Annotated in this window: 21 protein-coding genes; 16 read left to right on the top strand and 5 right to left on the bottom strand. The window is 72.0% G+C overall.

The features are described 5' to 3' along the window. Positions 1–43 precede the first annotated feature (43 nt). The 14 genes from ACGFZF_RS03310 to ACGFZF_RS03245 are packed head-to-tail and all read left to right on the top strand — an operon-like array spanning position 44 to position 14,292. Positions 44–835, top strand: a complete 792-nt coding sequence (locus ACGFZF_RS03310) for a hypothetical protein (RefSeq protein WP_393550802.1) — start codon at positions 44–46, stop codon at positions 833–835. 29 nt (positions 836–864) lie between these two features. Then, entirely contained in the window at positions 865–1,992 is a 1,128-nt protein-coding gene (locus ACGFZF_RS03305; RefSeq protein ID WP_393550801.1) for a fatty acid desaturase, read from the top strand. Between the two features lie 4 nt (positions 1,993–1,996). Then, complete coding sequence (gene purD / locus ACGFZF_RS03300) at positions 1,997–3,334, top strand: phosphoribosylamine--glycine ligase (protein ID WP_356773942.1); 1,338 nt, start codon at positions 1,997–1,999, stop codon at positions 3,332–3,334. A 7-nt stretch (positions 3,335–3,341) separates the two neighbouring features. Next, positions 3,342–4,667 (top strand): acetyl-CoA carboxylase biotin carboxylase subunit family protein, encoded by a 1,326-nt coding sequence (locus ACGFZF_RS03295; protein ID WP_393550800.1) that lies wholly within the window; start codon positions 3,342–3,344, stop codon positions 4,665–4,667. A 23-nt stretch (positions 4,668–4,690) separates the two neighbouring features. Then, positions 4,691–6,025, top strand: a complete 1,335-nt coding sequence (locus tag ACGFZF_RS03290; protein WP_393550799.1) for an aspartate aminotransferase family protein — start codon at positions 4,691–4,693, stop codon at positions 6,023–6,025. A gap of 20 nt (positions 6,026–6,045) precedes the next feature. After that, the gene (locus ACGFZF_RS03285; RefSeq protein ID WP_393550798.1) at positions 6,046–7,272 is read left to right on the top strand and encodes an ATP-grasp domain-containing protein; all 1,227 of its coding nucleotides are present in this window, start codon (positions 6,046–6,048) and stop codon (positions 7,270–7,272) included. Between the two features lie 44 nt (positions 7,273–7,316). Next, entirely contained in the window at positions 7,317–8,675 is a 1,359-nt protein-coding gene (locus ACGFZF_RS03280; protein ID WP_393550797.1) for an MFS transporter, read from the top strand. Then, entirely contained in the window at positions 8,672–9,928 is a 1,257-nt protein-coding gene (locus ACGFZF_RS03275; protein WP_393550796.1) for an acetyl-CoA carboxylase biotin carboxylase subunit family protein, read from the top strand. The genes ACGFZF_RS03280 and ACGFZF_RS03275 overlap by 4 nt, the downstream gene beginning before the upstream one ends. Positions 9,929–9,932: 4 nt before the next feature. Further along, complete coding sequence (locus tag ACGFZF_RS03270; protein WP_393550795.1) at positions 9,933–10,286, top strand: hypothetical protein; 354 nt, start codon at positions 9,933–9,935, stop codon at positions 10,284–10,286. Beyond that, positions 10,283–11,263, top strand: a complete 981-nt coding sequence (nudC, locus tag ACGFZF_RS03265; protein ID WP_393550794.1) for an NAD(+) diphosphatase — start codon at positions 10,283–10,285, stop codon at positions 11,261–11,263. The genes ACGFZF_RS03270 and nudC overlap by 4 nt, the downstream gene beginning before the upstream one ends. 31 nt (positions 11,264–11,294) lie before the next feature. Beyond that, the gene (locus ACGFZF_RS03260) at positions 11,295–11,744 is read left to right on the top strand and encodes a rhodanese-like domain-containing protein (protein ID WP_393550793.1); all 450 of its coding nucleotides are present in this window, start codon (positions 11,295–11,297) and stop codon (positions 11,742–11,744) included. A 1-nt stretch (position 11,745) separates the two neighbouring features. After that, a complete protein-coding gene (locus tag ACGFZF_RS03255) occupies positions 11,746–12,861 on the top strand; it encodes a DUF6421 family protein (RefSeq protein ID WP_393550792.1) in 1,116 nt (371 codons plus the stop codon). A gap of 5 nt (positions 12,862–12,866) precedes the next feature. Next, a complete protein-coding gene (locus tag ACGFZF_RS03250; protein ID WP_393550791.1) occupies positions 12,867–13,424 on the top strand; it encodes a GPP34 family phosphoprotein in 558 nt (185 codons plus the stop codon). Between the two features lie 49 nt (positions 13,425–13,473). Further along, a complete protein-coding gene (locus ACGFZF_RS03245; RefSeq protein ID WP_393550790.1) occupies positions 13,474–14,292 on the top strand; it encodes an EI24 domain-containing protein in 819 nt (272 codons plus the stop codon). 32 nt (positions 14,293–14,324) lie between these two features. Here ACGFZF_RS03245 and ACGFZF_RS03240 read toward each other — a convergent pair whose 3' ends face one another. Next, positions 14,325–15,317 carry a LysR family transcriptional regulator gene (locus ACGFZF_RS03240; RefSeq protein ID WP_393550789.1) on the bottom strand — a complete coding sequence of 331 codons (993 nt, stop codon included), beginning with the start codon at positions 15,315–15,317 and terminating at the stop codon, positions 14,325–14,327. Between the two features lie 136 nt (positions 15,318–15,453). Between ACGFZF_RS03240 and ACGFZF_RS03235 the strand changes: the two genes are divergently transcribed. After that, a complete protein-coding gene (locus ACGFZF_RS03235; RefSeq protein ID WP_393550788.1) occupies positions 15,454–17,640 on the top strand; it encodes a M4 family metallopeptidase in 2,187 nt (728 codons plus the stop codon). Positions 17,641–17,762: 122 nt separating this feature from the next. Here the strand turns inward: ACGFZF_RS03235 and ACGFZF_RS03230 are convergent, their stop codons facing one another. The 3 genes from ACGFZF_RS03230 to ACGFZF_RS03220 form a co-directional block, all read right to left on the bottom strand. Next, positions 17,763–18,479 carry a carbon-nitrogen hydrolase family protein gene (locus ACGFZF_RS03230; RefSeq protein WP_393550787.1) on the bottom strand — a complete coding sequence of 239 codons (717 nt, stop codon included), beginning with the start codon at positions 18,477–18,479 and terminating at the stop codon, positions 17,763–17,765. Between the two features lie 117 nt (positions 18,480–18,596). Then, positions 18,597–19,868, bottom strand: a complete 1,272-nt coding sequence (locus ACGFZF_RS03225) for a pyroglutamyl peptidase (RefSeq protein WP_393550786.1) — start codon at positions 19,866–19,868, stop codon at positions 18,597–18,599. Between the two features lie 72 nt (positions 19,869–19,940). After that, positions 19,941–20,585: a TetR/AcrR family transcriptional regulator gene (locus ACGFZF_RS03220; RefSeq protein ID WP_393550785.1), complete on the bottom strand. Its 645-nt coding sequence runs from the start codon at positions 20,583–20,585 to the stop codon at positions 19,941–19,943. Between the two features lie 116 nt (positions 20,586–20,701). Here ACGFZF_RS03220 and ACGFZF_RS03215 point away from each other — a divergent pair, with 116 nt between their 5' ends. Next, the gene (locus tag ACGFZF_RS03215; protein ID WP_393550784.1) at positions 20,702–23,176 is read left to right on the top strand and encodes a beta-glucosidase; all 2,475 of its coding nucleotides are present in this window, start codon (positions 20,702–20,704) and stop codon (positions 23,174–23,176) included. Between the two features lie 60 nt (positions 23,177–23,236). Here the strand turns inward: ACGFZF_RS03215 and ACGFZF_RS03210 are convergent, their stop codons facing one another. Then, the gene (locus ACGFZF_RS03210) at positions 23,237–24,172 is read right to left on the bottom strand and encodes an aldose epimerase family protein (protein ID WP_393550783.1); all 936 of its coding nucleotides are present in this window, start codon (positions 24,170–24,172) and stop codon (positions 23,237–23,239) included. Positions 24,173–24,180: the final 8 nt, after the last annotated feature.

Genomic DNA, 24,180 nt, shown 5'->3' with positions numbered 1-24,180 from the left:
CAACGCACCGAAATCGCACGAAAAAATCGACGAGGGGGAACGCATGACGATCGACGGAAGTGCGGTGCACGTGGCCGCGGAAGAGGTGGACGGCCTGCTGGGGCGCCACTTCGCCGAGAAGTTCGACGCCGCGGCGACGGCTGAAATACGTGAGAAATTCGCAGCGGAACACATCGTGCCGCTTCGCGGACTGCTTCCGCCGGAACTCTTCGGTCCGATCCGGGACGAGGCATTCGGCATCATGGACCGCTACGGCGTCAGCCACGACCTCACCTTCGAGATCACCGACGGCACCCCGCGCAGCATGACCACCGTCGGCCAGCCCGTCATCAAGGACGAGGGCCCGCTGATCGACGCCTTCTACTTCTCCCCGCAGGTCCTCGACCTCGTCTCCCGCGTCGTCGGCGAGAAGGTCCACACCTGCCCCTACGCCGGCGAGCACTACGTGATCAGCCGCCTGCTGAAGTCGGGCGACACCCACGGCTGGCACTGGGACGACTACACCTACGGCATCATCCTCGTCCTCGAGGCCCCGCACTACACCGAGGGCGGCTTCGTCCAGGCGGTCTCGCACACCTCCTGGGACAAGGAGAACCCCGACGTCCACGGCGCGCTGATCAGCAGCCAGGTCCGCTCCTACGCGCTGGAGCCCGGCGACGCGTACGTCGTGAAGACCAACACCACCATGCACCGCGTGTACCCGATCCGCGGCGACGGCCGCCGCACGATCGTCAACATGACGCTGGCCAGCGAGGACGACCTCAGCCGCCCCATGACGCACGAGACCAACGACGCCCTCTTCGGCGGCGTCCGCGATCCGCGAGACGCCGGCTGACGCCCCGGTCGCCCACCGAGGAGCCAACGATGCAACCACGCGAGACGATGCGCGGCCTGCCGCGCGTCGTGCAACCCTTCCTGACCTGGGTGACCGGCGTGCCGCTGGCCGGCGCCGCGCCCCGCGTCATGTGGCGCCCCACCCTGGCCCTGATCGCCGGCGCGGTGCAGACCGCCGTGTCCGTCGCCGCCGGCGCCTGGGCCCTGACCCAGCCCTGGTACGTGCTCGTCCCGGTGCTGCTGATCAGCTGGCCGGTCACCGCCGGCGGCATGCGGCGGCTGGACGTCGTCGTCGTCCACCAGACGCTGCACCGGATGTTCACCGCCTCCAAGGAGGGCAACCGGGTCGTCAGCGAACTGATCACCACCCTGCTGTGGCGCCCGCCCTTCGACGGCAACCGCCAGGAGCACCTCACCCACCACGCCTTCCCCTGCTCCCTCAAGGACGGCGACACGCTGTACCTGCAGAGCACCGGCGCCCGGCCCGGATTGAGCCGCCGGGAGTTCCGCGGCTACCTGCTGCGCGCGGTGCTCTCGCCCCGGCACCACTGGTCCTTCCTGTTCAGCCGGATCCGGGCCAACTTCCTGACCCGGTCGCCGCTGTACCGGATGGCGATGGCCTACGGCTTCCTGGCCGCGACCGTCGCCCTGCTCGCGGTCACCGGCTGGTGGGCGCAGTGGCTGCTGCTCTGGTTCGTCCCGCTGACGTTCTTCTTCCAGAACCAGACCCTGCTCTACACGCTCAGCGAGCACCGCTGGTGGATCCACGACAACGCCGAGCGGCTCACCAAGGCACAGCGCGACGAGCTGACCTTCGGCCGGTTCTGCGGGGAGTCCGTCCCGGACACCGCGGCGCTGGGCGCGGCCGGCCGGCTCGCCGCCTGGACCGGCTGGTGGCTGCGGATGACGCTGCTGTACGCCCCGTACCGGATGTGCATCCTCGTCGGCGACACCGTGCAGCACGACCTGCACCACGTCCGGCCCAAGTGCGACTGGGCGAACTCCTCCTGGGTCCGCAACGACGACCTCGCGGAGGGCAACGCCGACCGCTACTACGAGGCGTGGGGCGGCCTGCTCACCCACGTCTACGTCGGCAACAGCGTCCGTGACTGGACCGCCGTGCCGTCCGCCCCCCTCACCCCGTCGACGGCGGGGTGACCCCGTGACCACACGAGCAAGGTCCATGAAGAAGATCCTCGTCGTCGACAGCACCGGACGCGGCCACGCGATCTGCGACCTGTTCACCCGCACCGACCCGGACGTGACCGTCTACTACGGCCCCGGCTGCGACGTGATCGACCACCCGCGCATCGTGCCCGCCCCGTCGGTCTCGCTGACCGACCCGGCCAGCGCCCTGTCGTTCCTGGAGCGGCACCCCGTCTCCTTCGTCTTCGTCTCCAACATCGACGCCCTGTCCCTGGGATACGTCGACGAGCTGCGCCGCGCCGGACACCGGGTCGTCGGCCCCACGAGGGCCGCCGCTGCGCTGGAGTCGAGCAAGACCCGCGGCAAGGAGTTCTGCGCCGACCACGGCATCCCCGTGCCCGAGTTCGAGGTCTTCACCGACCCCGAGAAGGCCAAGGAGTACCTGCGGACCCTCCCGTACCGCTGCGTCGTCAAGACCGACGGGCTGACCCCCGACGGCGACGGCTCGGTGGTCTGCGACTCGACGGCCGAAGCGGAGGCGGCCGTCGACCGATTCGCCCGCGAGTGCGGCGAGGGACTGCGGCTGGTCGTCGAGGAACGCCTGACCGGACCCGAGATCTCGGTGTTCGCGCTGCTCGACGGGGACAGCGCCCTGCTGTTCCCCACCGGGCTCGACTACAAGCGCACCCTGGAGAACGACGCCGGCAAGAACTGCGACGGCATGGGCTCCGTCGCGCCCCACCCGGACGACAGCCCGGAGCTGCGCGAGGAGCTCCGGGCCGCCCTGGTCGAGCCGCTGCTGCGCGGACTCAGGGCCGAGGGCCTGGACTTCACCGGGTTCGTGTACATCGGCGCCATGCTCACCCCGCGCGGCCCCGTCGTCATCGAGATCAACGCGCGCTTCGGCGACTCCGAGGCGGAGGTCGTCCTGCCCGGGGTGCGCAGCGACTTCACCGCGCTGTGCGAGGCGGTGCTCGCCCGCGAGCTGGGCCGGCACCGGCTGGAGACCGACGGCCTGGCCCGCTGCTCGGTCGCCCTCGTCCAGGGCAGCCTCGACCCGGGGTCCGCGGACGCCCTGGCCGGCTGGCCGTTCGGCCCCTTCGCCGTCGGCCAGGCGGTGAGCGGGCTGGACCGCGTCGACCCCGCCGAGGCCGTCGTCTTCTGCGCGAACGTCCGGCTCGACACCGCGGGCACCCCGCGCACCACGGGCGGCCGGGTGCTCCACGTGGTCGGCGCCGGCACCACGCCCGAGGAGGCGCGCGCCCGCGCCTACGGCCAGATCGAGCGCATCGGGTTCCCCGGCATGCGCTACCGGACCGACATCGGGGCCGTCGCGGTTCCGGCAGGGAAGTGAGCACCCGATGCCCCGCAGAAGAGCGTTCGTACTCTTCGAGATGATGAACGCGATGCTCGTCACCGCGCAGGCCGCCAAGGCCCGCGGTTTCGAGATCGTCGCCCTCAACCGCAACCCGCTGTGCTCCGAGGGCCCGTTCACCGTGCCGGACGGGCTGGTCGACGAGTACGTCCAGGTCGCCTCCTGGACGGACCCCACCATCGTCGAGCCGCTCCTGAAGTACCTGGTCAACCGCTACGAGATCGTCGGCACCCACAGCGTGTTCGAGGGGGCGCTGCCCCACCAGGCCGCCCTCCGCGAGCTCGCCGGCCTGCCGACGACCGACCCCGCGACCCTGCGCCGCATCCTCGACAAGGCGCAGGTCCGCGCCCGGCTCCAGGAGGCCGGCCTGACCGCCCTGCGGACGGCCCCGCTCGACGAGGCGCTCGCCTGGGAGACCTGGGGCTTCGACCGGCCCGCCGTGCTCAAGCCCGCCAACGGCACCGGCAGCGCCCTGTGCTTCGAGGTGTCCTCGCCCGAGGAACTCCGCGCGGCGATGGAGACGGTGGAGCGCACCGAGGTCGTCAACCCCCTGATGCGCGACTACATCCGGGCCCACGGCGCCTTCGTCCTGGAGGAGCGAGCGGAGGGCGAGCTGCTGTCCGTCGAGTCGATGGTGCACCGCGGCGAGGTCGGCTTCGTCGCCCTCACCGGCCGCTACGTGCTCGCCTCCGACCCGGTGGTCGAGCAGGGCACGCAACTGCCCTACTTCCACCCGCACATGGACCGGATCGTCGAGACCTCGCGCGCCGTCCACGAAGCCCTCGGCTTCCACCACGGCGGCACCCACCTGGAGTTCATGGTGGCCGAGGACGGGACCGCCGAGCTGATCGACTTCAACCCCCGCTCCGCCGGCTTCGCCTCCCCGGTCGCCACCGGCGCGGCCTACGGGGTCGACTTCGCCGAGGTGCTGGTCGACGTCGGCTGCGGCATCCGGCCCGATCTGTCCTTCACCGAGCGCACCCACCGGTTCGCCGTCGAGATGCTCGTGATGCCGCGCCCGGGGACCACCGAGTTCCGCTCGATCGAGTTCCCCGCCGACGCCCTCGCGGCCCGCGCCAGCAAGACCCGAGGCGAGAAGCTCAGCGGCCGGGCCGACCAGCTCGACGCCGTCGGCATGTTCATCGTCACCGGCGACACGGCGTCCGAGGCGCACCGGCGCGGCCTCGAGGCGCGGTGCGAGGTCGTCGTCAACGGCGAGCCCGTGGGCGACCACCCGCGCAACGTCGTCGCCCACTCCCGCCACATAGGCCGGGACCTCCCGGCCCCGACGCCGACCGGAGGCCCGCGGTGACCCGCACGCACGAAGAGGCAGTCATGACGCAGGACAGCGGCCCGGCCGCCGTGTTCGACACCCGGGAGTCGGTGGTCCGCTCGTACTCCCGGTCCTTCCCCGCCACCTTCGAGACCGCCCAGCAGGAGTTCGTGACGGGCGCCGACGGCACCCGGTACCTCGACTTCCTGGCCGGAGCGGGCGCGCTGAACTACGGCCACAACCCCGCGTTCGCCAAGCGCGCCCTGATCGACTACATCGAGCGCGACGGCCTCACCCACGCCCTCGACCTGGCGACCACCGCCAAGCAGGACTTCCTGGAGACGTTCCAGGAACACGTCCTGGCGCCGCGCGGGCTGGACCACCGGGTCCAGTTCTGCAGCCCCTCCGGCACCAACGCCGTCGAAGCCGCCCTCAAGGTCGCCCGGCTCGTCACCGGGCGGACCAACGTCGTCGCCTTCGGCGGCGGCTTCCACGGGGTGAGCACCGGCGCACTGGCCGCGGTCGGCTCGGAGTTCTACAAGGCCGGCCTGCACGCCACCCTGCCGAAGACGACCCACATCCCCTTCCCCGACTCCCCGATGGGCCCGTTCGACTCGCTCGACCTGCTCGACCGGCTGGTGTCGGACAGCAGCTCGGGCGTCGAGAAGCCGGCCGCGGTCATCGTCGAGACGGTGCAGTGCGAGGGCGGCGTGTACGTCGCGCCGACCGAGTTCCTCGTCGGCCTGCGGACCTGGTGCGACACCCACGGCGTGCTGATGATCGTCGACGACATCCAGGTCGGCTGCGGCCGCACCGGCACCTTCTTCTCCTTCGAACGCGCGGGTGTCCGGCCGGACCTGATCACCCTCTCGAAGTCGATCAGCGGATACGGCCTGCCCATGGCGCTGCTGCTGGTCAAGCCCGAGTACGACGTGTGGAAGCCGGGCCAGCACAACGGCACCTTCCGCGGCAACCAGCTCGCGTTCGTCGCCGCCGCGGAGACCATCCGCACCCACTGGGCGGACGGCGCGGGCGAGGCGTTCGGCGCCGAGGTGCGCCGCAAGGGCGACCTGGTCGCGGAGTACCTGGAGCAGAACGTGACCGCCCGCTTCCGCGCCTCGGTCCGGGGTCTCGGGCTGATCTGGGGCATCGACGTGAGCGCCGCCGGCATCTCCGGCGCGAAGATCTCCCGCCGCTGCTTCGAGCGCGGTCTGATCGTGGAGACCTGCGGCCGGGACAGCGAGGTCATCAAGATCCTCCCGCCGCTGATCGTGTCCGACGAGAGCCTGACGGCCGGACTCGACGTGATCGTCGAGGCCCTCTACGACGAGGCTCAGGACGACCGGCGGACCACCACGGGCGCCGCCCCCGCCACGTCGACCACCGCCACCCCGTGACCACCGGAGGAACAGCCAGCATGAACACGATCCTGATCATCGGCGGGCGGCTGCAGGCCATTGAGAAGGCGAAGGCGCTCGGCCTGCGCGTCGTCCTCCTCCAGCACAAGGAGCGGCTGCTGCCCGGGCAGGCCGAGGCGGCCGACGCGCTGCTCCTGGTCGACTACCTCGACTGGGACGTGACCTGGCCGATCGTCCGCGCCGCCCACGAGGCGTACGGCTTCACGGCCGTCATGACGCTGGTCGAGCAGGCCACCGAGCTGGCCGGCCGGCTCAACGACCGGCTCGGCCTCGTCGGCACCTCCTACGAGGTGGCGAACCGCCTGCACGACAAGCTCCGGATGCGCGAGTGGCTGCACCACAGCGGCTTCGAGTCGGTGGGCTGCGCCGAGGTCAAGTCCGGTGACGACATCCGCGCGTTCGGCACCCGCCACGGCTACCCGGTGATCGTCAAGCCGCTCGACGGCACCGCGAGCCGCGGCATCGCCATCATCGAGGGCCCGGACGAGGCCGACGCCGCCTGGGCGGAGCTGGCCGGGCTGCGCGACCGCGACGACCTGCCCATGGCCACGTTCTACCCCGTCACCTCCTTCATCGCCGAGGAGTACATCGACGGCGTCGAGTACAGCGTCGAGTCGTTCTCCTTCGCGGGCCGCCACATCGTCGTCTCCGTCACCGGCAAGTTCCACGACGGCGTCGTCGAGATGGGCCACGCGCTGCCCGCGATCCTCGACCCCGAGGACGAGCGGACCATCGTGGACCACGTCGTCGGCTTCCTGACGACCATCGGACTCAAGGACGGCGTCGGCCACACCGAGATCAAGCTGTCCTCCAAGGGCCCGCGGATCATCGAGGGCCACGACCGGGTGGCCGGTGACCGGCTGCTCGACTTCATGGCCGTCACCCACGGCGTCGACCTGGAGCAGTACGCGGCCGGCTGGCCGTTCCGCCTGGTCACCGAACTGCACGAGCGGCCCCGGGCGGTGCTCGGCGGCGCGACGAAGTGGGTCAACGGCCGGCCCGGCGTCGTCGAGTCCATCGAGGGCGTGGACGAGGTCCGCGCACTGCCCGGCGTCCTCGGGGTCGACGTGTACCTCGCGCCCGGCGACGTCATCAGCCCGATGACCGACAACTACGGCCGGCACGTCCAGGTCCTCGTCACCGCCGAGGACACCGCGGCCGCCATCGAGCGGTGCGACGGCCTCCTCGACCGGATCCGCGTGGTCACCCGGCCCGAACAGGGCTGACCCGCACCCGTCAGGCACGAACCGAAGCGAGAGAGAGCCAGGAAGTGGCAACCACCGTCGAACCCGAGTCGATAGGCCGGAAACTCGGCATCCCACGGTTGAAGGGGCACGGAAAGTTCGTCTCCGCGAGTCTGATCGACAGCCTCGGCACCGGACTGATCCTGGCGTTCACGGTGGTGTACTTCGCCCGGACCACCTCGGTGTCGCTGGCCGCGATCGGCGCCGCGATGACCCTGGCTCGGCTCCTCGCCCTGCCCACGTCGATGATCGTGGGCCCGCTGATCGACCGGTTCACCGCCCGTCGCACGGCGGCCTGGGGCAACCTGGTCTCGGTCCTCGGCTACCTCGGCTTCCTCATGGCGCACTCCGTGTGGCAGATCGTGATCGTGGTCTTCCTCGTACAGGTGGGACACACCACGTACTGGACGTCCAGCAGCGGCCTGGTGGTGCTCGCCGCCCCCGAGGACCGGCGCACCACCTGGTTCGGCTTCATGACGGCCCTGCGCAACACGGCGATGGGCATCGGCGGCGCGCTCGCCGCCTTCGCCTTCACGCTGGGGGAGGGGACCGCGCTCCACGCCATCGTCATCGGCAACGCGGCCAGCTACGTCCTCGCGGCCACCCTTCTCTACACCTGGCGGCCCGCACCCCAGGAGACCTCGCACGAGACGCCGCAGGCGACCGCCGACGTGATCCTCGACGCGGCCCCGGAGGAGCGGGCCGCCCCGCCGGAGCAGCCCCGGGCCGGCTACGGAACGGTCCTGCGGGACGTCTCGTACACGCTGCTCATCGGGGTCAACGCCACCATGGTGTTCGCCCAGATGCTCATCAAGGTGCTGCTGGCGATCTACATCGTCGACGCGCTGAAGATGCCCGCCTGGACCGCGGGCACGCTGATCGTGGTCAACGCGATCCAGGTCTCCCTGACCCAGACCCTGGTCGCCCGCAAGGCCGAGTCCTCCCGGATGACGCGCGCCGTGATGCTCGCCGCGGTGCTCAACGCCGCCGCGTTCGTCCTCTTCGCCGTCCTCTACGTGACGCCGGACGCGGTGACCTACGTGGGGCTCTTCCTCGCGATGGTCGTCTTCACCCTCGGCGAGGTCATCGCCTTCCCCGCCCTCGACACCCTGAGCGTGTCGATGGCCCCCAGCACCATCCGTGGCCGCTACCTGGCCACCTACCAGCTGTCCTGGACCGTCGGCGAGGTCGTCGCGCCGGGACTGCTGACCTTCCTCCTCGCCCGGGGCGAGGTGCTGCCGATGGTCTTCCTCGCCTCGCTGAGCCTGCTGGCCATCCCGCTGCTCCTCGCCCTGGAGAAGCGAGTGAGGACCAAGACGTCCGAGACGGCCGGGACCACCGGGACGTCCGACGAGACCAAGACGATGACAGGAGAAAGCGCATGAAGACGGTCGTCGTGATTTCGACCCGGGGCTTCGGGGTGTTCCGCCACGACCTGCTGGTGGAGCCGGACCAGGTGCGGTTCGTCGGCATCTTCTCCGAGCAGGACAGCGCCAACGTCTCGCAGGAGGAGCGGAACTACTTCCACGAGATCCACGTGGTCCCGTGCGGCCTCGACGACCCTTCGTACACCGAGTCGTCGATCGCGGACCCGGCGTCCGTACGGGCCCTCGTGCGCAAGATCGCCGCGGAGTGCGCTCCCGGTGAACTCACCCTGCACTGCTTCGACGAGCGAAACCTGCTGCTGACGGGCGAACTGCGCGAGGAGCTGGGACTGCCCGGCCCCACCTACGACGAGCTGCTGCCCTACCGGGACAAGTGCCTGATGAAGGAGCGGCTGGCGGACACCGGCCTGCGGGTGCCGAGGTTCGGCCGCTTCGACGCCGATGCCCGCGCGGCGGACCCGGTGGCCTACCTGGACCGGATCGTCGCCGAGGTCGGCCTCCCCTTCGTGCTCAAGCCCGTCGACGCGGCCTCCGCCGACGGTGTCCACAAGGTCTTCACCGCGGAGGAGTTCTTCGCCCTGCCGGCGGACCTCGGGCGCTCGTACGAGTACGAGGAGCACATCGACGGCACCATGTACAGCGTCAACCTGGTGACGCAGAACGGCGAGACGGTCTTCCGCGGGGTCACCGAGTACCTGGTCAACTCCACCGAGGTGCAGAAGGGCCGGGTCAACGCCGACATCAACCTGATCGACTCCGACCCCCGGGTCGACCGCATGGTGGCCTTCACCGAGACCGTCCTGGACGCGCTCGGCCGGCTGGACGGCGGCAGCCACCTGGAGCTCTTCCACACGAAGGACGACGAGCTGGTCTTCCTGGAGGTCGGCGCCCGGTTCAAGGGTCTGGCCGGACTCGCGGCCATGCAGGAGAACTACGCGGTCGCGCTGCTCAACCTGGCCTTCGAGATCGAGGCCGGAGTGCGCAGCCACCCGTGGGACCAGGAGCAGATGTACTGCTTCGACGCGGTGATCCCCAAGCGTCCCGGCGTCGTCGCGCAGCTCCTGGACCCGGAGGTCGAGAGCGACTTCACGATGAAGTGGAAGGTGGAGCTCGGCGAGGAGATCAAGCAGGGCGCCTCGCTCATCGACAACGGCGGCACCTTCCTCGTCCGCAACAAGGACTACGAGACCCTCTACCGGGACTTCGAGAAGCTGGCCGGCTACACGCCGATCCGCTACACGGACGAGGTCTGACGCCGTGCTGCGACGCGCGCGCGAAGCGGACGACGTGGACATGGAGTCGCTGCGCGCCACCGTCGGCCGCATCGTCGAGGCGGACCGCTTCGACGGCTGGCTGATCGAGCTGCCCGACCACGTGCTGGTCGCGGTCGCGGCGCCGCTCGAGATGCTCGGATTCCAGCACTATCTGACGCCGCCCCAGGACGATCTGCTGGTCAGGGCGGCCCGGGTGGTGTGGGACTCTGTGGCCGGTCTCCTGGACGACTGCCCGGCCGATCTGGCCGCCGAGTTCGCCTCCCTGGGCGCCGCCGTCACCCCGCGTGACGCCGGCGCGGTGGCGCGGCCAGGGGTGAGCCGAGCCGACCTGACATGAACGACAGGAGTCCCTCCGTGCACTACACCGGACTTGAACTGGACCGGGCCGGCGACCGCCGATCCGACGCGGCCTGGGTCGCTTCGCAGGCGTCCCGTCCCGGCACCCGGGTGCTCCCGCTCTGGCGCGACCAGTGCCTCACGCGGGGCGGGACACCGGTGGTACGGAGGGTCGCCGACGCGGCCGAGCTGCTCGACCAGGCCGCCGAGGCGGTGTTCCTGGGACTCGACGGGGACGAGGCGGTCTTCGCGGCCGACCTGTCCGCACTGGAGGAGGACCGGGCCCGCGACCTGGCCGGCGCCGACGCCGTCCAGGACGTCCGGCAGCTCGTCGCCGGCATCACCGCGGCCGAGGCCGGACTGCTCGCCTACGCGCGCGGCCTGCTGCACTGGCACCGCAACCAGCGGTTCTGCGGTGCCTGCGGCGGTCCCGCCGACTCCAGGGACGGCGGCCATCTGCGGGTCTGCCGCGACTGCGGGAAGCTCCTCTTCCCGCGCATCGAGCCTGCCGTGATCATGCTGATCGAGCTGGCCGGTCAGCCCCGGCGCTGCCTGCTGGCACGGCACGCCCAGTCCGGGCCGCAGTCCTTCAGCACCCTCGCCGGCTTCGTCGAGATCGGCGAGAGCCTGGAGGACGCCGTGCGGCGCGAGGCCTTCGAGGAGGCGGGCGTCCAGGTGAAGTCCGTCGTCTACCAGGGCTCACAGGCATGGCCCTTCCCGGCGGGCCTCATGGTCGGGTACCGCGCCGAGGCCGCCACGGACACCGTCCGTGTCGACGGTGCCGAGGTGGTGGACGCGCGGTGGTTCACGGCGGCGGAACTGCGGGCCCGCATCGACGCCGGGCACGTCTACCGCGCCGACTCCATCGGCAAGTTCCTCATCGAGGGCTGGCTCGCCGAGAACGACGCGAGCGCCGCGTCCACAGCGGCCGAAGCGAACGCCGCCGACTCCGACGACACGGAGTACACGGATGGATGAAACGGATGGATGACCTTCATGGATGACACGGATGGCTGACACTGCCGCGGCACCGACAACGACCCGACGGCCACAGCCCGCGTCCCGGGTTCTGGCCGTCCCCGCCGCCGAGCCCGGCCAGGCGCTCGACTACTTCCTCCGGGCCCGGCTGGCCTGTGAGACGGACCCCTTCGACGTCCACCACGACGTGTCCGACGGGGTGGCCGGCTTCGTCCTGATCGACGCCCGGCAGGAGGCCGCGTACCGGGAGGAGACGCTTCCCGGCGCGCGCAGCGTTCCGCACCCCACGATGACCGCCGACGTCCTCGGCGCGCTCGACCCCGAACTCCTCTACGTGACCTTCGGCTGGGGTCCCGCCTGCAACGCCGGCACGAAGGCGGCGGCCGCGCTCGCGGCCGCCGGATTCCGGGTCAAAGAGATGATCGGCGGCCTGGAGTACTGGAAACGCCAGAACTATCCCACCACCGGAAGGGGCGAGTGACATGAGTGAAGAGATCAAGCGGGTCATCGACGAGGTCGACGGAATACGCAAGGGCCTGGACAGAAGCGCGGACCCACGCGACCCCGAATTCCTCGACGGACTGCTGAAACAGATGGAGAAATCCCCGCATCTGCGTGAACAGCCCATCGCGCGGGCCCTCATGGAGGACCTGCGCGGGTTCGCGGAGGAGCCCCGGCTGCTGCGTACCAAGGCCCATGTCAACAGCCGTCGTGACCAGCACATCTTCTCGTACTTCGATGCCTCGTACTTCCCCCGGCTGTCCCTGGACTACCTGACCTACGAGACGCTGCCGACCCACCCGCTGCTGGCCGAGCGGTACGCCAGCAACACCATGCCGGTGAACATCACCGCGTGCTCCGAGGGATTCGAATCCCGGGTGGTCGTGGCGCTGTTCCCGGAGAACCACCTCGACGGCCGTCAGGACCCGGACGACCTGATCTTCTATTTCATCAACAAGTTCGTGGAACGCCACAACCGCATCACCCGCAAGATGATCGACGCGGTCATGGCGCCGGGCAGCTTCCCGCTCATCCAGGGGGCCGACGACGACCTCGTCGAATCCGCCTCCGCCTGGTGGGTGCGGCTGCACGAGTTCCACCACCGGCAGGGCGACATGCCCATTCCCGACTACCTCCACGCCAAGAAGCTCAAGCCGCTCGCCGGCCTGGAGGAGCTCCGCGTCGACGTCTCCTCGATGCTGGTCTGCCTGAACGACGACGAGCTTCCCGCCGACGAGGCCGGGCGCGCCTACGAGTACATGCTCGCGGAGCGCCTGCTGCGCTACGCGGTCGAGGGCATCCCCCGGCCCAACTACGACGCCGTCGCCTCCCAGTTGCTCTTCAACTACCTGTCCGAGAACGGCGGCATCGCCCTGCGCGGTGACCGGATCCACCTCGCGCCCGAGCTCCCCGCGGTGCTGGCCCGTTTCCTGGACGAGATCGTGACCGTGGAACGGCGCATCCACAGCGAGTCCGTGGCGGACGTCAAGGCCGGCCTGCTGGCGTTCACCAACGCCTACACCGACTACGACGAGGCGGCCAAGGACTACCGGCACATCCCGTTCTTCGCCGACGTCAAGCAGCGACTGGGCGTCTGACCCGCATGGCGCCACCACCGGCACCGCGGTGCTCGCTGCCCGCCCGGCTGGTCCTGGCCGCCCACGAGGACCCCAGGCTGCGCTCCCGGATGTTCCGGACGGAGCTGGGGTTCGGCGCGGCCGGCGCCGCCCTCCTCGAACTCGCCCTGGAGGGAAGGATCAGCGTCTCGCACGACGAGATCGTGGTCCGCGGCGCACGGCGCTGCCCCGACCCGGTCGTCGACCTCGTCCTCGAACGGCTGCTGTTCGCCGAGCGGGGACGCGGGCCGCGCGGCTGGGTCGAGCGGCTGGGCCCGGACGTTCTGGAGGGGACCCGGGACCAGCTGCTCGACCAGGGCCTGCTGGTGCCCGTACGGCGCCGGGTCCTCGGGCTGTTCCCGGTCCACGGGTACGCGCTCGCCGACACCGGTCCCCGGCGCCCGGCGGACCCCGCGGTGACCTGGCTGCTCGACGCCCTCCGCCGGCCGACCGAGGCCCCGCGCCCGGAGTGCACGGATCCGGTCGTCCTCGCGGTCCGGGCCGCCACGGCCGCGGCGGCCCTCCCGCTCGCCTGCTCGGGCTGAGCGCGGGGGCCGCCCGGCGCGTCCGGAGCCCCCGGATAGGGTGATCGGCATGCGTGATTTCGGGGTGGGTTTCCGTTACCTGGTGCGAGGCCAGAAGTGGGTCGGCCGGCACGGCCGGTGGTTCGGCTTCGGGCTGCTGCCCGGTCTGGTGACGCTCGTGCTGTACGCGGGGGCGCTCATCGGCCTCGGCTACGGCGCCGACGACCTCACCGGCTGGGCGACGCCGTTCGCCGACGACTGGAGCTCGCCCTGGCAGGGGCTCTTCCGCGGCTTCCTGACCGGGCTCGTCTTCTGCTTCGGCCTGTTCCTCGCCGTGATCACCTTCACCGCGGTGACGCTGCTGGTCGGCCAGCCGTTCTACGAGTCCCTCTCCGAGCAGGTCGACCGCGCCGAGGGCGGCGACGTCCCCGAGTCCGGCCTCCCGCTCTGGCGCGAACTGTGGATCTCCGCGCGGGACAGCGTGCGGGTACTGCTGCGGGTCGTGCTCTTCGGCGTCCTGCTCTTCGCGTGCGGTTTCATCCCGGTCGTCGGCCAGACGGTCGTCCCCGTGATCGGCTTCTGCGTCTCGGGCTTCTTCCTCGCCGAGGAACTCTCGGCCGTCGCACTCCAGCGCCGGGGTGTCGAGCTGAAGGAGCGGCTGGCCATGCTCCGGGGCCGCCGGGCGATGGCCCTCGGCTTCGGCGTCCCTCTCACCCTCTCCTTCCTGGTCCCGCTGGTGGCCGTGTTCCTGATGCCGGGCGCGGTCGCCGGCGCCACGCTGATGGCACGCGAGCTGACGGGGGAGTCGGCAACCCTCGACGGGGCCGACGACGCCATCGGCCCCGCGGCACCGGCCCCCGCCCCGGTCCGGCCGCCCGCCGGCAAGTAGCCGGCCCCGCGGATTCCGCCGCGCGCCGCGGGCTACAGGTGGCTGTCCGGGAGCGGCTGCGGCACCGGGTCCAGGACCGGGTGCAGTTCCGCGCGGGCCTCCCACCAGGTGCGGTGGAAGGCGTTGTGGCCGACGTTCGCGAGGTACGCGAGGGCCGCCGCGCGGTAGAGCAGGTCCGCGTCACGGGCCGGGACCGCCGCGCGGTTCCAGGCCAGCCGGATCCGGCCGTTGATCGGCTCGCCCTCCAGCGGCCGCAGCACCGTGCCCTCCGCCGGCGGCGCCGTGGGCTGGCTCAGTGAGATCGCGCGGCCCGAGGCGATCAGGTCGTAGTGCATCTTGCGGTCCGCGATCCGGTACCGCAGCGAGGGGGTGAACCCGGCCTTCGCGCAGGCGTCGACGAGGGCCTCCGGCCCGCCGTCGTCGTCCTCCACCAGCGTCATCCACGTCTCGCCCGCCAGGTCCGCCAGCGAGATCAGCTGCCGGTCCGCCAGCCGGTGCGCGGCCGACATCCGCACGCAGAACGGCTCCTTCGGGATCAGCGTCCGGGCCAGCGTGCCGTCCGGCAGCGGCACCTCGTGGTCGTTGACCTCGCCGTAGACGATCGCGTCGTAGCGGCCCGCGCCGAGCATCCGCGTCAGCGTGGTCACCGAGTGCTCCAGGCTCACGGCGATCTCCCGGCCGGTCATCACCGGCTCCAACTGCTCGATGAGCCCGTCGACGAGCACGAGGAGGATGCAGCCGAGCCGTAGCGAGGGGTGCGGGGCGGCGGCCCGTGCCCCAGCGGCCAGGGCGTCCATCTCGCCCAGCACCCGGCGTGCCCGGGACAGCACGAACTCGCCCAGCGGCGTGGGCCGTACACCCTCCCTGCCGCGGAAGAACAGCTCGCCGCCCGCCGCCCGTTCGATCCGGCGCAGCTGCGCCGACAGCCCCGGCTGGGAGACCCCGAGCCGTACCGCCGCACGCCCCAGACTTCCCGCGTCGGCTATCCGGCAGACAGCCTCAAGATGCCTCAACTCCAGCTGCATCCGGGCAGCGTACGCACGGTGCGGCGGCGGCACCATAACGCGGGTCTTATGACCGGTGGGATGTCCCGAACTGGCCATGTCCACGCCCATACTCGGCGCGACGATCCGTCTCCCCCACCCTGAAACGGAGCAGACGTTGCACTCCATCAGACTCACGGCGGCCGTGGCAGCCCTCGCGCTGTCGGCGAGCCTCGCGACCGCCCTCGCCGGCCCCGCCGCCGCGGCCCCGCAGGTCCGGCCCGTGCCGCCCGGCCAGGGCAAGTCCCTCGCTCTCGCCGCCGCCGACAAGGCCGCGGACAGCGGGCTCGACGAGCTGCGCCACGGTGCCGACGAAGACCTCGTCCGCACCGCGGTCACCCCCTGGGCGAACGGGCTCTACTACGCCGCCTACCAGCGCACCTACCGCGGTCTCCCCGTCGTCGGCGGGGACGCCGTCGTCCTCTCGGACAGCGCCGGCAAGGTCCGCGACATCGCCGCCGCCCCGGCACCCGCCATCCGGATCCCCACGAAGGCGAAGGTGACGGCCGCCGCGGCCCTCGCCACCGCCCGCGCCCAGCTGGCCACCGTCGAGAGCGCGAGCACGCCCGAACTCACCGTGCTGCTCAAGGGCGACAAGCCCGTCCTGACCTGGCACACCCGGGTCGTCGGCCGGACCGCGGCGGACACCCCGAGTGCGCTCGACACCTATGTCGACGCACGGACCGGCGGCGTCGCCCGGTCCACCGACAAGATCCTGCACGCCGACGGGCGCGGCTACCACGACGGCAACGTCACCATCGACACCGCCGCCTCCTCGATGACCGACCCGAACCGCTCGGGCTTCAAGTGCGGCGGGCAGAACGGCAGCGCCTACACCGGCTCCTCGCCGTGGGGCAACGGCGGTGCCAACGACCTGGTCACCGCCTGCGTCGACATCATGTACGCGGCGCAGAAGGAACACTCCATGCTCAAGGAGTGGTTCGGCTACAACGGCCAGAACGGGCAGGGCGGCATGGTCCCTGCGCGGGCCGGCCTGAGCGAGGTGAACGCGTACTACGACGGTACGAAGACCACCTACGGGCGCAACCAGAACGGCACCAACCAGCTCACCGGCATCGACGTCGTGGCGCACGAGTACGGCCACGAGATATTCGACCGGACACCGGGCAGCTCCGGTTCGAGCAACGAGAACGGCGGGCTCAACGAGTCCACCGGCGACATCTTCGGAGCGCTCACCGAGCACTACGCCAACAACCCCAACGACACCCCGGACTACACGGTCGGCGAGAAGCTGAACTTCCTCGGCGACAACAAGCCGATCCGCTACATGTACAACCCCTCGCTGCACAGCAACGACCCGAACTGCTACACCCAGTTGAACTCCGGCACCGAGGTGCACGCGGCGGCCGGCCCGCAGAACCACTGGTTCTACCTGCTCGCCGAGGGTTCCAACCCGGGCGGCGGCAAGCCCGCCAGCCCCATCTGTTCCGGCGGCCCGTCCTCCGTGACCGGCATCGGCATCCAGAAGGCCGGCAAGATCTTCATGGGCGCCCTGCTGAGCAAGACCTCCTCCTGGAACCACCTGGCGGCCCGCAAGGCGACCCTGGCCAGCGCCAAGAACACCTACGGCAGCGCCGAGTGCAACGCGGTGAAGGCCGCCTGGAACGCGGTCGCCGTACCGGCCCAGTCCGGTGAGACCGACTGCGGCGGCACCACCACGCCGGACTTCTCGCTCGCCCTGAACCCGTCCTCCGGATCGGTCCAGCCCGGTGCATCGGCGACCTCCACGGTCAACACCTCCACCACCGGCGGCAGCGCGCAGACCGTCCAGCTCTCCGCGAGCGGCGCGCCGAGCGGGGTCACGGTCTCCTTCAGTCCCACCTCGGTGACCTCGGGCGGCTCCTCCACGATGACCGTCCAGGTCGCCGCCGGCACGGCCGACGGCACCTACCCGATCACCGTGACCGGAAGGGGCTCCGCCACCCACACGGTGACGTACCAGCTGAGCGTCGGCACCACCACACCGCCCACCGGCTGCGACGGCACCGAGTACACCTACCGGGGCACGCTGGGCTCCGGCCAGGCCCAGGCGCAGCCGGACGGCTCGTACTACCACTCCGCCACCTCCGGCACCCACGTGGGCTGCCTCCGCGGCCCGGCGGGCACCGACTTCGACCTGTACCTGCAGAAGTGGAACGGCGCCAACTGGGCCGATGTGGCCGTCGGCGGCACCGAGGGCGCCGACGAGGACGTCCGCTACAACGGGACCGCCGGCTACTACCGCTACGTGGTCCACGCCTACAGCGGCTCCGGTGCCTACACGCTGGGCATCAGCGCCCCGTGACGGAGCCGGGTGCACCCGTCGACGGGCGGGGGGTCCGTGACGGGTGACGCCGAGACCGCCTCCCCGCGGTCGACGCCCCTGGCCGGGCGGCCGGTTCTCCGGCCGCCCGGCCTCGGCACGTGTCAGACCGGGATGCTCGCCAGGACGTATCCGGCGACCTCGCCGCCCGCGTCCGCGATCCGCTCCCCGTCCGGGCCCCAGGCTCCGGCGGCGCCGCACCCCACGCCGTCCTCGTTGCGGCCGAGGACGTTGCCCAGCACGACGTACAGGCCGAAGTCCCGGGCGCGCGCCGGATACACCTTCTCGAACGAGTCGTTGTCGGCGGAGAGCACCGAACTGGCGAGGTAGACCCGGCAGCCGTCGCCCGCCGCCCGCTCGGCCAGTTCCGGGAACCGGTTGTCGTAGCAGGTGGCCAGTGCGAACCCCACACCGTCCAGGGCGAACCGGCCGTCCCGCGTGCCCGGCGTGAAGACCTCCCGCTCGACGCCGTACAGGTGCTGCTTGTCGTAGCGCGCGAGCAGCGCGCCGTCGGGCCCGATCACCAGCGACGTGACGCCCGGCCGGCCGTCCGCGGCGCGCACCGGACCGTTGACCACGGCCGCGGCCCCGGCCGCGCGGCACGCCTCGCGGACGGGTTCGAGCCGGGGGTCGTCCTCGGCGAGCACGAGTGCGGGGGTGTCCCGGATCAGGCTCGGCTCGTAGCCGGACAGGGCGAGTTCGGCGAAGACGACGACGCGGGCCCCGTCCGCCCCGGCGGCCCGGATCAGCCCGGCCGCGGTGCGCACGTTGGCGTCGATGTCCCCGGCGACCGGGGCGAACTGGGTGGCTGCGACGATCATGACCCCCATCATCCCAAGCGCCCGGCCCGCGGGACACCCCGGGACCCGCCCGGGGCGTCGGCCGTCTCGCGGAGCAGCCCCAGGAAGGCCGTGGCCGCCCCGCGCCCCTGAACCGCCCTACCGCCCTGCCGGCCCCTCCGGACGGCCGTACCCGGCGGCGGCGACGGCGACGGCGACGATGGCGCGGACCTGGGCGATGATGTCGAGCCGGTTCCGTACGAACGCGGGGTCGGTGACCGTCCCCGTCGCAGGATCCGCGTTGTCCGCGCCGAACTGGAGCACCGGGGTGTGGACATGGCCCCCGGGCAGGTCCTCCAGACCGAGCCGGTCGCGCAGCAGGGTGGCCCGGTAGGCGATCTCGTTGGAGAGGTAGTTCCCGCCGCCGCCCGAGCGGGCCAGGGAGCCGGGCGTCGGCCCGTCGGGCCTGACCACCGGTTCGCTCGCCCCGGCCGGTATCTCCGTCACCGACGTGTTGTCGTAGACCGGGAAGCGCCCGGTGTCCGCCGCCGTGACGGCGCGGTACGGGAGCGTCGTCGCCGTCCACTGGGGCTGTGCCGCGGGGTCGGTCACGGGGACCGTCTCCGTGCGCGACACGTCGTCGTTGTCGGGGAAGCCGCCCCGCCAGGCCCCGTTGTGGCGTTCGAGGTCGAAGCGGCCGACCCGTCCCTGGCTGACCGTGGTGAACAGATCCGCCTCCGGCAGCCGGTGGCGCAGCGTCCGTTCCACGGTCCCGTCGGCGAAGTCCTGCCAGCGGACCGGGAAGACGGCCGTCTCGATCCGCGCGAGGCCGCCGTCCGCCGTCCGGATCCAGGTCCCGTCGAGGGCAAGGGCGGTGGCGCCGGACGGGTTGCCGATCCGGGTGTCACGGTCCAGCGTGAACGGGTCGAAGCCGGTCAGCAGCACCCGCTTGACGCCCGGGCCCGCCGTGAAGCGGATCGAGTCCTGGCCCCGGGAGGACCGTTCGAGCCGGTCGAGGAGCCGGGCCCGGGCGGCGTCGTCGAGCGCGAAGGCGGGCTGCCAGGAGCGCAGGGCGCGGGTCAGCCCGAGCCGTGCCCAGTACAGCGGACGGTCGTCGTCCCGGCTCAGGTCGCCGGTCGCCGGCCCGCGTCCCTGGGCCCGGTCGACCGCCCGCCGCCACAGCCGCGCGCCCTGGCGGTCGACCGTGCGCTCGGCCTCCCGGTAGGAGCCCGTGTCCGCGAGCGCGGCGGCGAACTCCGGTGCCACGGAGTCGAATCCGCTGCGGCGCAGGATCTCCCGCGGTACGGCCCGGTCGAGCCGGGCCTCCTCCACGGTGACGGGGGCGACGGCGGTGTCCGCCGCGGTCGCCGGCGGGCCTCCGAGGCCGAGCGCGGTGGCGGCGAGGGCGAGACAGAGCGAGACAGGGCGCATCCGTGACACGGGAGTCCTTCCGTCGGGTCCGGGCAGTATCCCGGCCCCATCGCAACTCCCGCTACGGCGCCCTCAGTCGTCCCCGAGGTCCCCGGGGTCACCGGCGTCCGGGCCGTGCGTGCCCCCGGCGTCCACGCGACCCCCGGGGTCCGCGGTGCCCAGGCCGAGCAGCCGCAGGAAGTCCCGGAACGCCGCCGGCATGTCCACCGCCGCCGGATCCAGGAGCCACTGGTACTGGAGCCCGTCCATCACCGCGGTGAGCAGCGGCGCGGCCCGCTCCGGGGTCAGCCCGCCGGGCAGCCGTTCGCCGAACTCCAGCCGCAGGACCTTCGCCATCTCCTCGCGGACCTGGGTGTAGCGCTCGGTGAAGAAGTCCCTGGCCGGGTGCCCGTCCGTCACGCTCTCGCCGAGCAGCGCGGAGAAGGTCTGCACGATCCCCGGCCGCATGGCGTTGTACTCGACGAGGGAGTCGACGAGGTCGAGCCGCCACCCCTCCCGTCCGCGGCCGCCGCTGGTGTCCCAGGTGTCGCGCTCCTGGAGGACCGCGACGAGCAGTGCCTCCTTCGTCGGGAAGTAGTGCAGCAGTCCCTGCTGGGTGAGGCCGACCCGCTCGGCGACCGCGCCCAGCGAGGCGCCCCGGTAGCCGCGCTCCGCGATCACCTCGAGGGCCGCGCGCACGATGTCCGCCCGCCGTTCCTCGCTTCTGGCCCGCACCATCGCCGTGGCCCCCTTCCCGGGTCCCTGGGTGGAAGTCCTGTCGCACAGGACCGTACGGCATCTCAAGATAACGAAGAAGTAACGTAACCTACCGATCTACAGGGAGTCGGGTCACCATGGCCCCCTCAGCACTTCGACGAGGAGGTACGGCCGTGGCAGAGACCCCTGCGGACACCGTTCGCGAACAGGCCGTCGACGCGGCACTCGCCCAGCTCGACCTGGACACCAAGGCCCGGCTGCTGGCCGGCCGGGACATGTGGTCGCTCCCCGCCCTGCCGGAGATCGGACTGGCGTCCCTCGTCATGTCCGACGGCCCGATCGGCGTCCGAGGTGTGCGCTGGACCGCCGACGACCCCTCCGTCGCCCTGCCGTCGCCGACCGCCCTCGCCGCGTCCTGGGACCCGGCCCTGGCCCGCCGGGCCGGCCGCCTGCTCGCCCAGGAGGCCCGCCGCAAGGGCGTCCACGTCCTGCTCGCCCCCACAGTGAACCTGCACCGCTCACCGCTCGGCGGCCGCCACTTCGAGGCCTACAGCGAGGACCCCCACCTCACCGGCGAGATCGGCACCGGCTACGTCCTGGGCGTCCAGGACGGCGGCGTCGGCACCACGGTCAAGCACTTCGTCGCCAACGACGCCGAGACCGACCGCTTCACCGTGGACAACAGGGTGGCCCCGCGCCCGCTGCGCGAGCTCTACCTCGCCCCCTTCGAGGCCATCGTCGAGAACGCCCACCCCTGGGGCATCATGACCGCCTACAACGAGGTCAACGGCGTGACGATGACCGAGCACCGCCACCTGGTGAACGAGGTCCTGCGCGGCGAGTGGGGCTTCGACGGCCTCAACGTCTCCGACTGGATGGCCGCCCGGTCCACCGTCGGCGACATCGAGGGCGGCCTCGACCTCGCCATGCCCGGCCCGCACACCGTCTACGGCGAGGCGCTCGCCGCCGCCGTCCGCGCCGGCGAGGTGGCCGAGTCGGCCGTCGACGAGGCAGCCCGCAACGTCCTTCGGCTGGCGGCCCGGGTCGGCGCCCTCGACGGCGCGCCCCCGGTCGTCACCGAGCCGCCCGCGCCCCTCGACGGCGCGGAGGTCGCCCGCGAGGTCGCCCGCCGGGGCCTCGTCCTCGTCCGCAACGAGCGCGACGCGCTGCCGCTCGCCGCGGCCGGCACCGTCGCCCTGAGCGGCGCCGCCGCCCGCGACGCCCGCGTCCTCGGCGGCGGTTCGGCCCAGGTCTTCCCCGACCACGTCGTCTCCCCGCTCGACGGCCTCGCCGACGCCCTCCCGCCGGGCACGCTCACCTACACCGTGGGCGCCGACCCGAGCGACGAACTCGTGCCCGCCGACCAGGGATTCACCCTCCGCGCGGTCTGCCGCGACGCCGCGGGAGCCGTCCTCGGCGAGGGCACCCTGCCCAACGGCCAGGTCCAGTGGATCGGCGACGACCTCCCCGCCGGGGTCACCCACGAGACGCTCGCCTCCATCGAGGTCGTCGGCAGCTTCACCCCGCGCGAGAGCGGCGAGCACTCCTTCGGCACCCGGGGCCTAGGCGCCTTCACCCTCGGCATCGCGGGCGAGACCCTCTTCGAGGGCGTCCAGACGATGGGCCCGGAGACCGACCCCTTCGAGGCGTTCTTCGGCGCTCCCGTCGAGCGCGCCAAGGTGACGCTCACCGCCGGCGAGACGGTCGAGGTGTCCCTGCTGCACCCGCTCGACAAGGAGTTCGCGGCCCCGCTGGCGGCCGTGATGTTCTCCTTCGTCCACCTCGGTCCGCGCCGTGACCCCGACGAACTGATCGCCGAAGCCGTCGAGGCGGCACGCGCCGCCGACACCGCCGTCGTGGTCGTCGCGACGACGGAGCGCGTCGAGTCCGAGGGCTTCGACCGCACGGACCTGGCCCTGCCGGGCCGCCAGGACGACCTCGTACGGGCCGTGGCCGCCGCCAACCCGAACACCGTCGTCGTCGTCAACGCCGGCTCCCCGGTCGAGATGCCCTGGCGCGACGAGGTCGCGGCGATCCTCCTCAGCTGGTTCCCGGGCCAGGAGGGCGGGGCTGCGCTCGCCGACGTGCTGACCGGCGCCTCCGAACCGGGCGGACGCCTGCCCACCACCTGGCCGGTCGCCCTCGCCGACGCACCCGTCACCGAGGTCACCCCCACCGGCGGCGTCCTCGACTACGCGGAGGGTCTCTTCATCGGCTACCGCGCCTGGGACCGCGCCGGCGCCGTGCCCGCGTACCCCTTCGGTCACGGCCTCGGCTACACCACCTGGTCGTACGACGCCCTGGAGGTCACGGGGGACACCGCCCGCGTCCGGATCACCAACACCGGCGCCCGGCCCGGCCGCGAGGTCGTGCAGGTCTACCTCGCGCCGCAGGACGACACGGTCGAGCGCCCGGTCCGCTGGCTGGCCGGCTTCGCGTCCGTCGAGGCGGGCCCCGGCGCGTCCGTCGAGGCCGAGATCCCGCTGGCCCGGCGCGCCTTCGAGATCTGGGACGAGGAGAAGTCCGCGTGGACCTTCGTCGCCGGAACGTACGAGGTCAGGGCCGCGCATTCGCTCGGCGACACGCGTCTGACGGCCACGCTGGAGATCTGACCGCCGGCGCCGACCCCCTTGAGCGGTCCCGGGGCGGAACCTGACATCCGCCCCGGGGCTTCAGCGCGTCCCGAAGCGGAAGCGGGTGGTCGAGACGAGGACCTCGCCCGGCCGCAGGACCGTGGACGGGAACTCCGGGCGGTTCGGCGAGTCCGGGAAGTGCTGGGTCTCCAGCGCGACGCCGCCCAGCCTCGGATCGGCGTACACCTGGAGCCCCGGCTCGGTGGTCTCCACCGTGACCGTCCGGCCGGTGTCCGGCGCGTACAGCTCCGCGACGGCGTCCGGACCGCCCTCGTCCAGGACGAAGTTGTGGTCCAGCGGGATCGACAGCGGCCGGCCCGCCCGGAAGTCCAGCTCCGTGCCCGCGACCTCGGCGAACGTGCCGGTCGGCACGCCCGTCGCGTCGGTCGGCGTCCAGCGCGAGGCCGCCACCCGCAGCTGGTGCGGGCCGCTGCCCAGATCCCAGTACGCGTGGTTCGTCAGCGCCACCACCGTCGGCGCGTCGGTCCGCGCCCGGTACGCGATCCGCAACGCCCCGTCCGGGTCCAGGGTGTACGCCGCGGAGACCTCCAGACGGCCGGGGAAGCCCTCCTCGCCGTCCGGGCTGACCCGGGACAGCAGGACGCCGTCCGTGATCTCCCGCGCGTCCCAGACCCTCTTGTCGAAGCCGCGCTCCCCGCCGTGCAGACAGTTCGGCCCGCCGTTCAGCGGCAGCCGGTGCGTCCGTCCGTCGAGCGTGAAGGACCCGCCCGCGATCCGGTTGGCGTAACGCCCCACCAGGGCACCGAAGAAGGGCTCCGGACGCTTCAGGTACCCCGTCAGGTCGGGGAAGCCCAGGACCACGTCACCGGGCACACCGTCCCGGTCCGGCACCTGCACCGACTGCACGATCCCGCCGTACGTCAGCACCCGCACGCGGATCCCGCCGCGCTCCAGGGTCCAGCGCCGCACGTCCGTCCCGTCGGCCGAACCGAAGGGCTCCTGCGTGATCCTCATGATCCAGA

The organism is Streptomyces sp. NPDC048338, from assembly GCF_043201055.1.
Classification (GTDB): domain Bacteria; phylum Actinomycetota; class Actinomycetes; order Streptomycetales; family Streptomycetaceae; genus Streptomyces.
The sequence above is the reverse complement of the archived record's forward strand: the minus strand, read 5'-3'. Positions and strand labels throughout refer to the sequence as shown.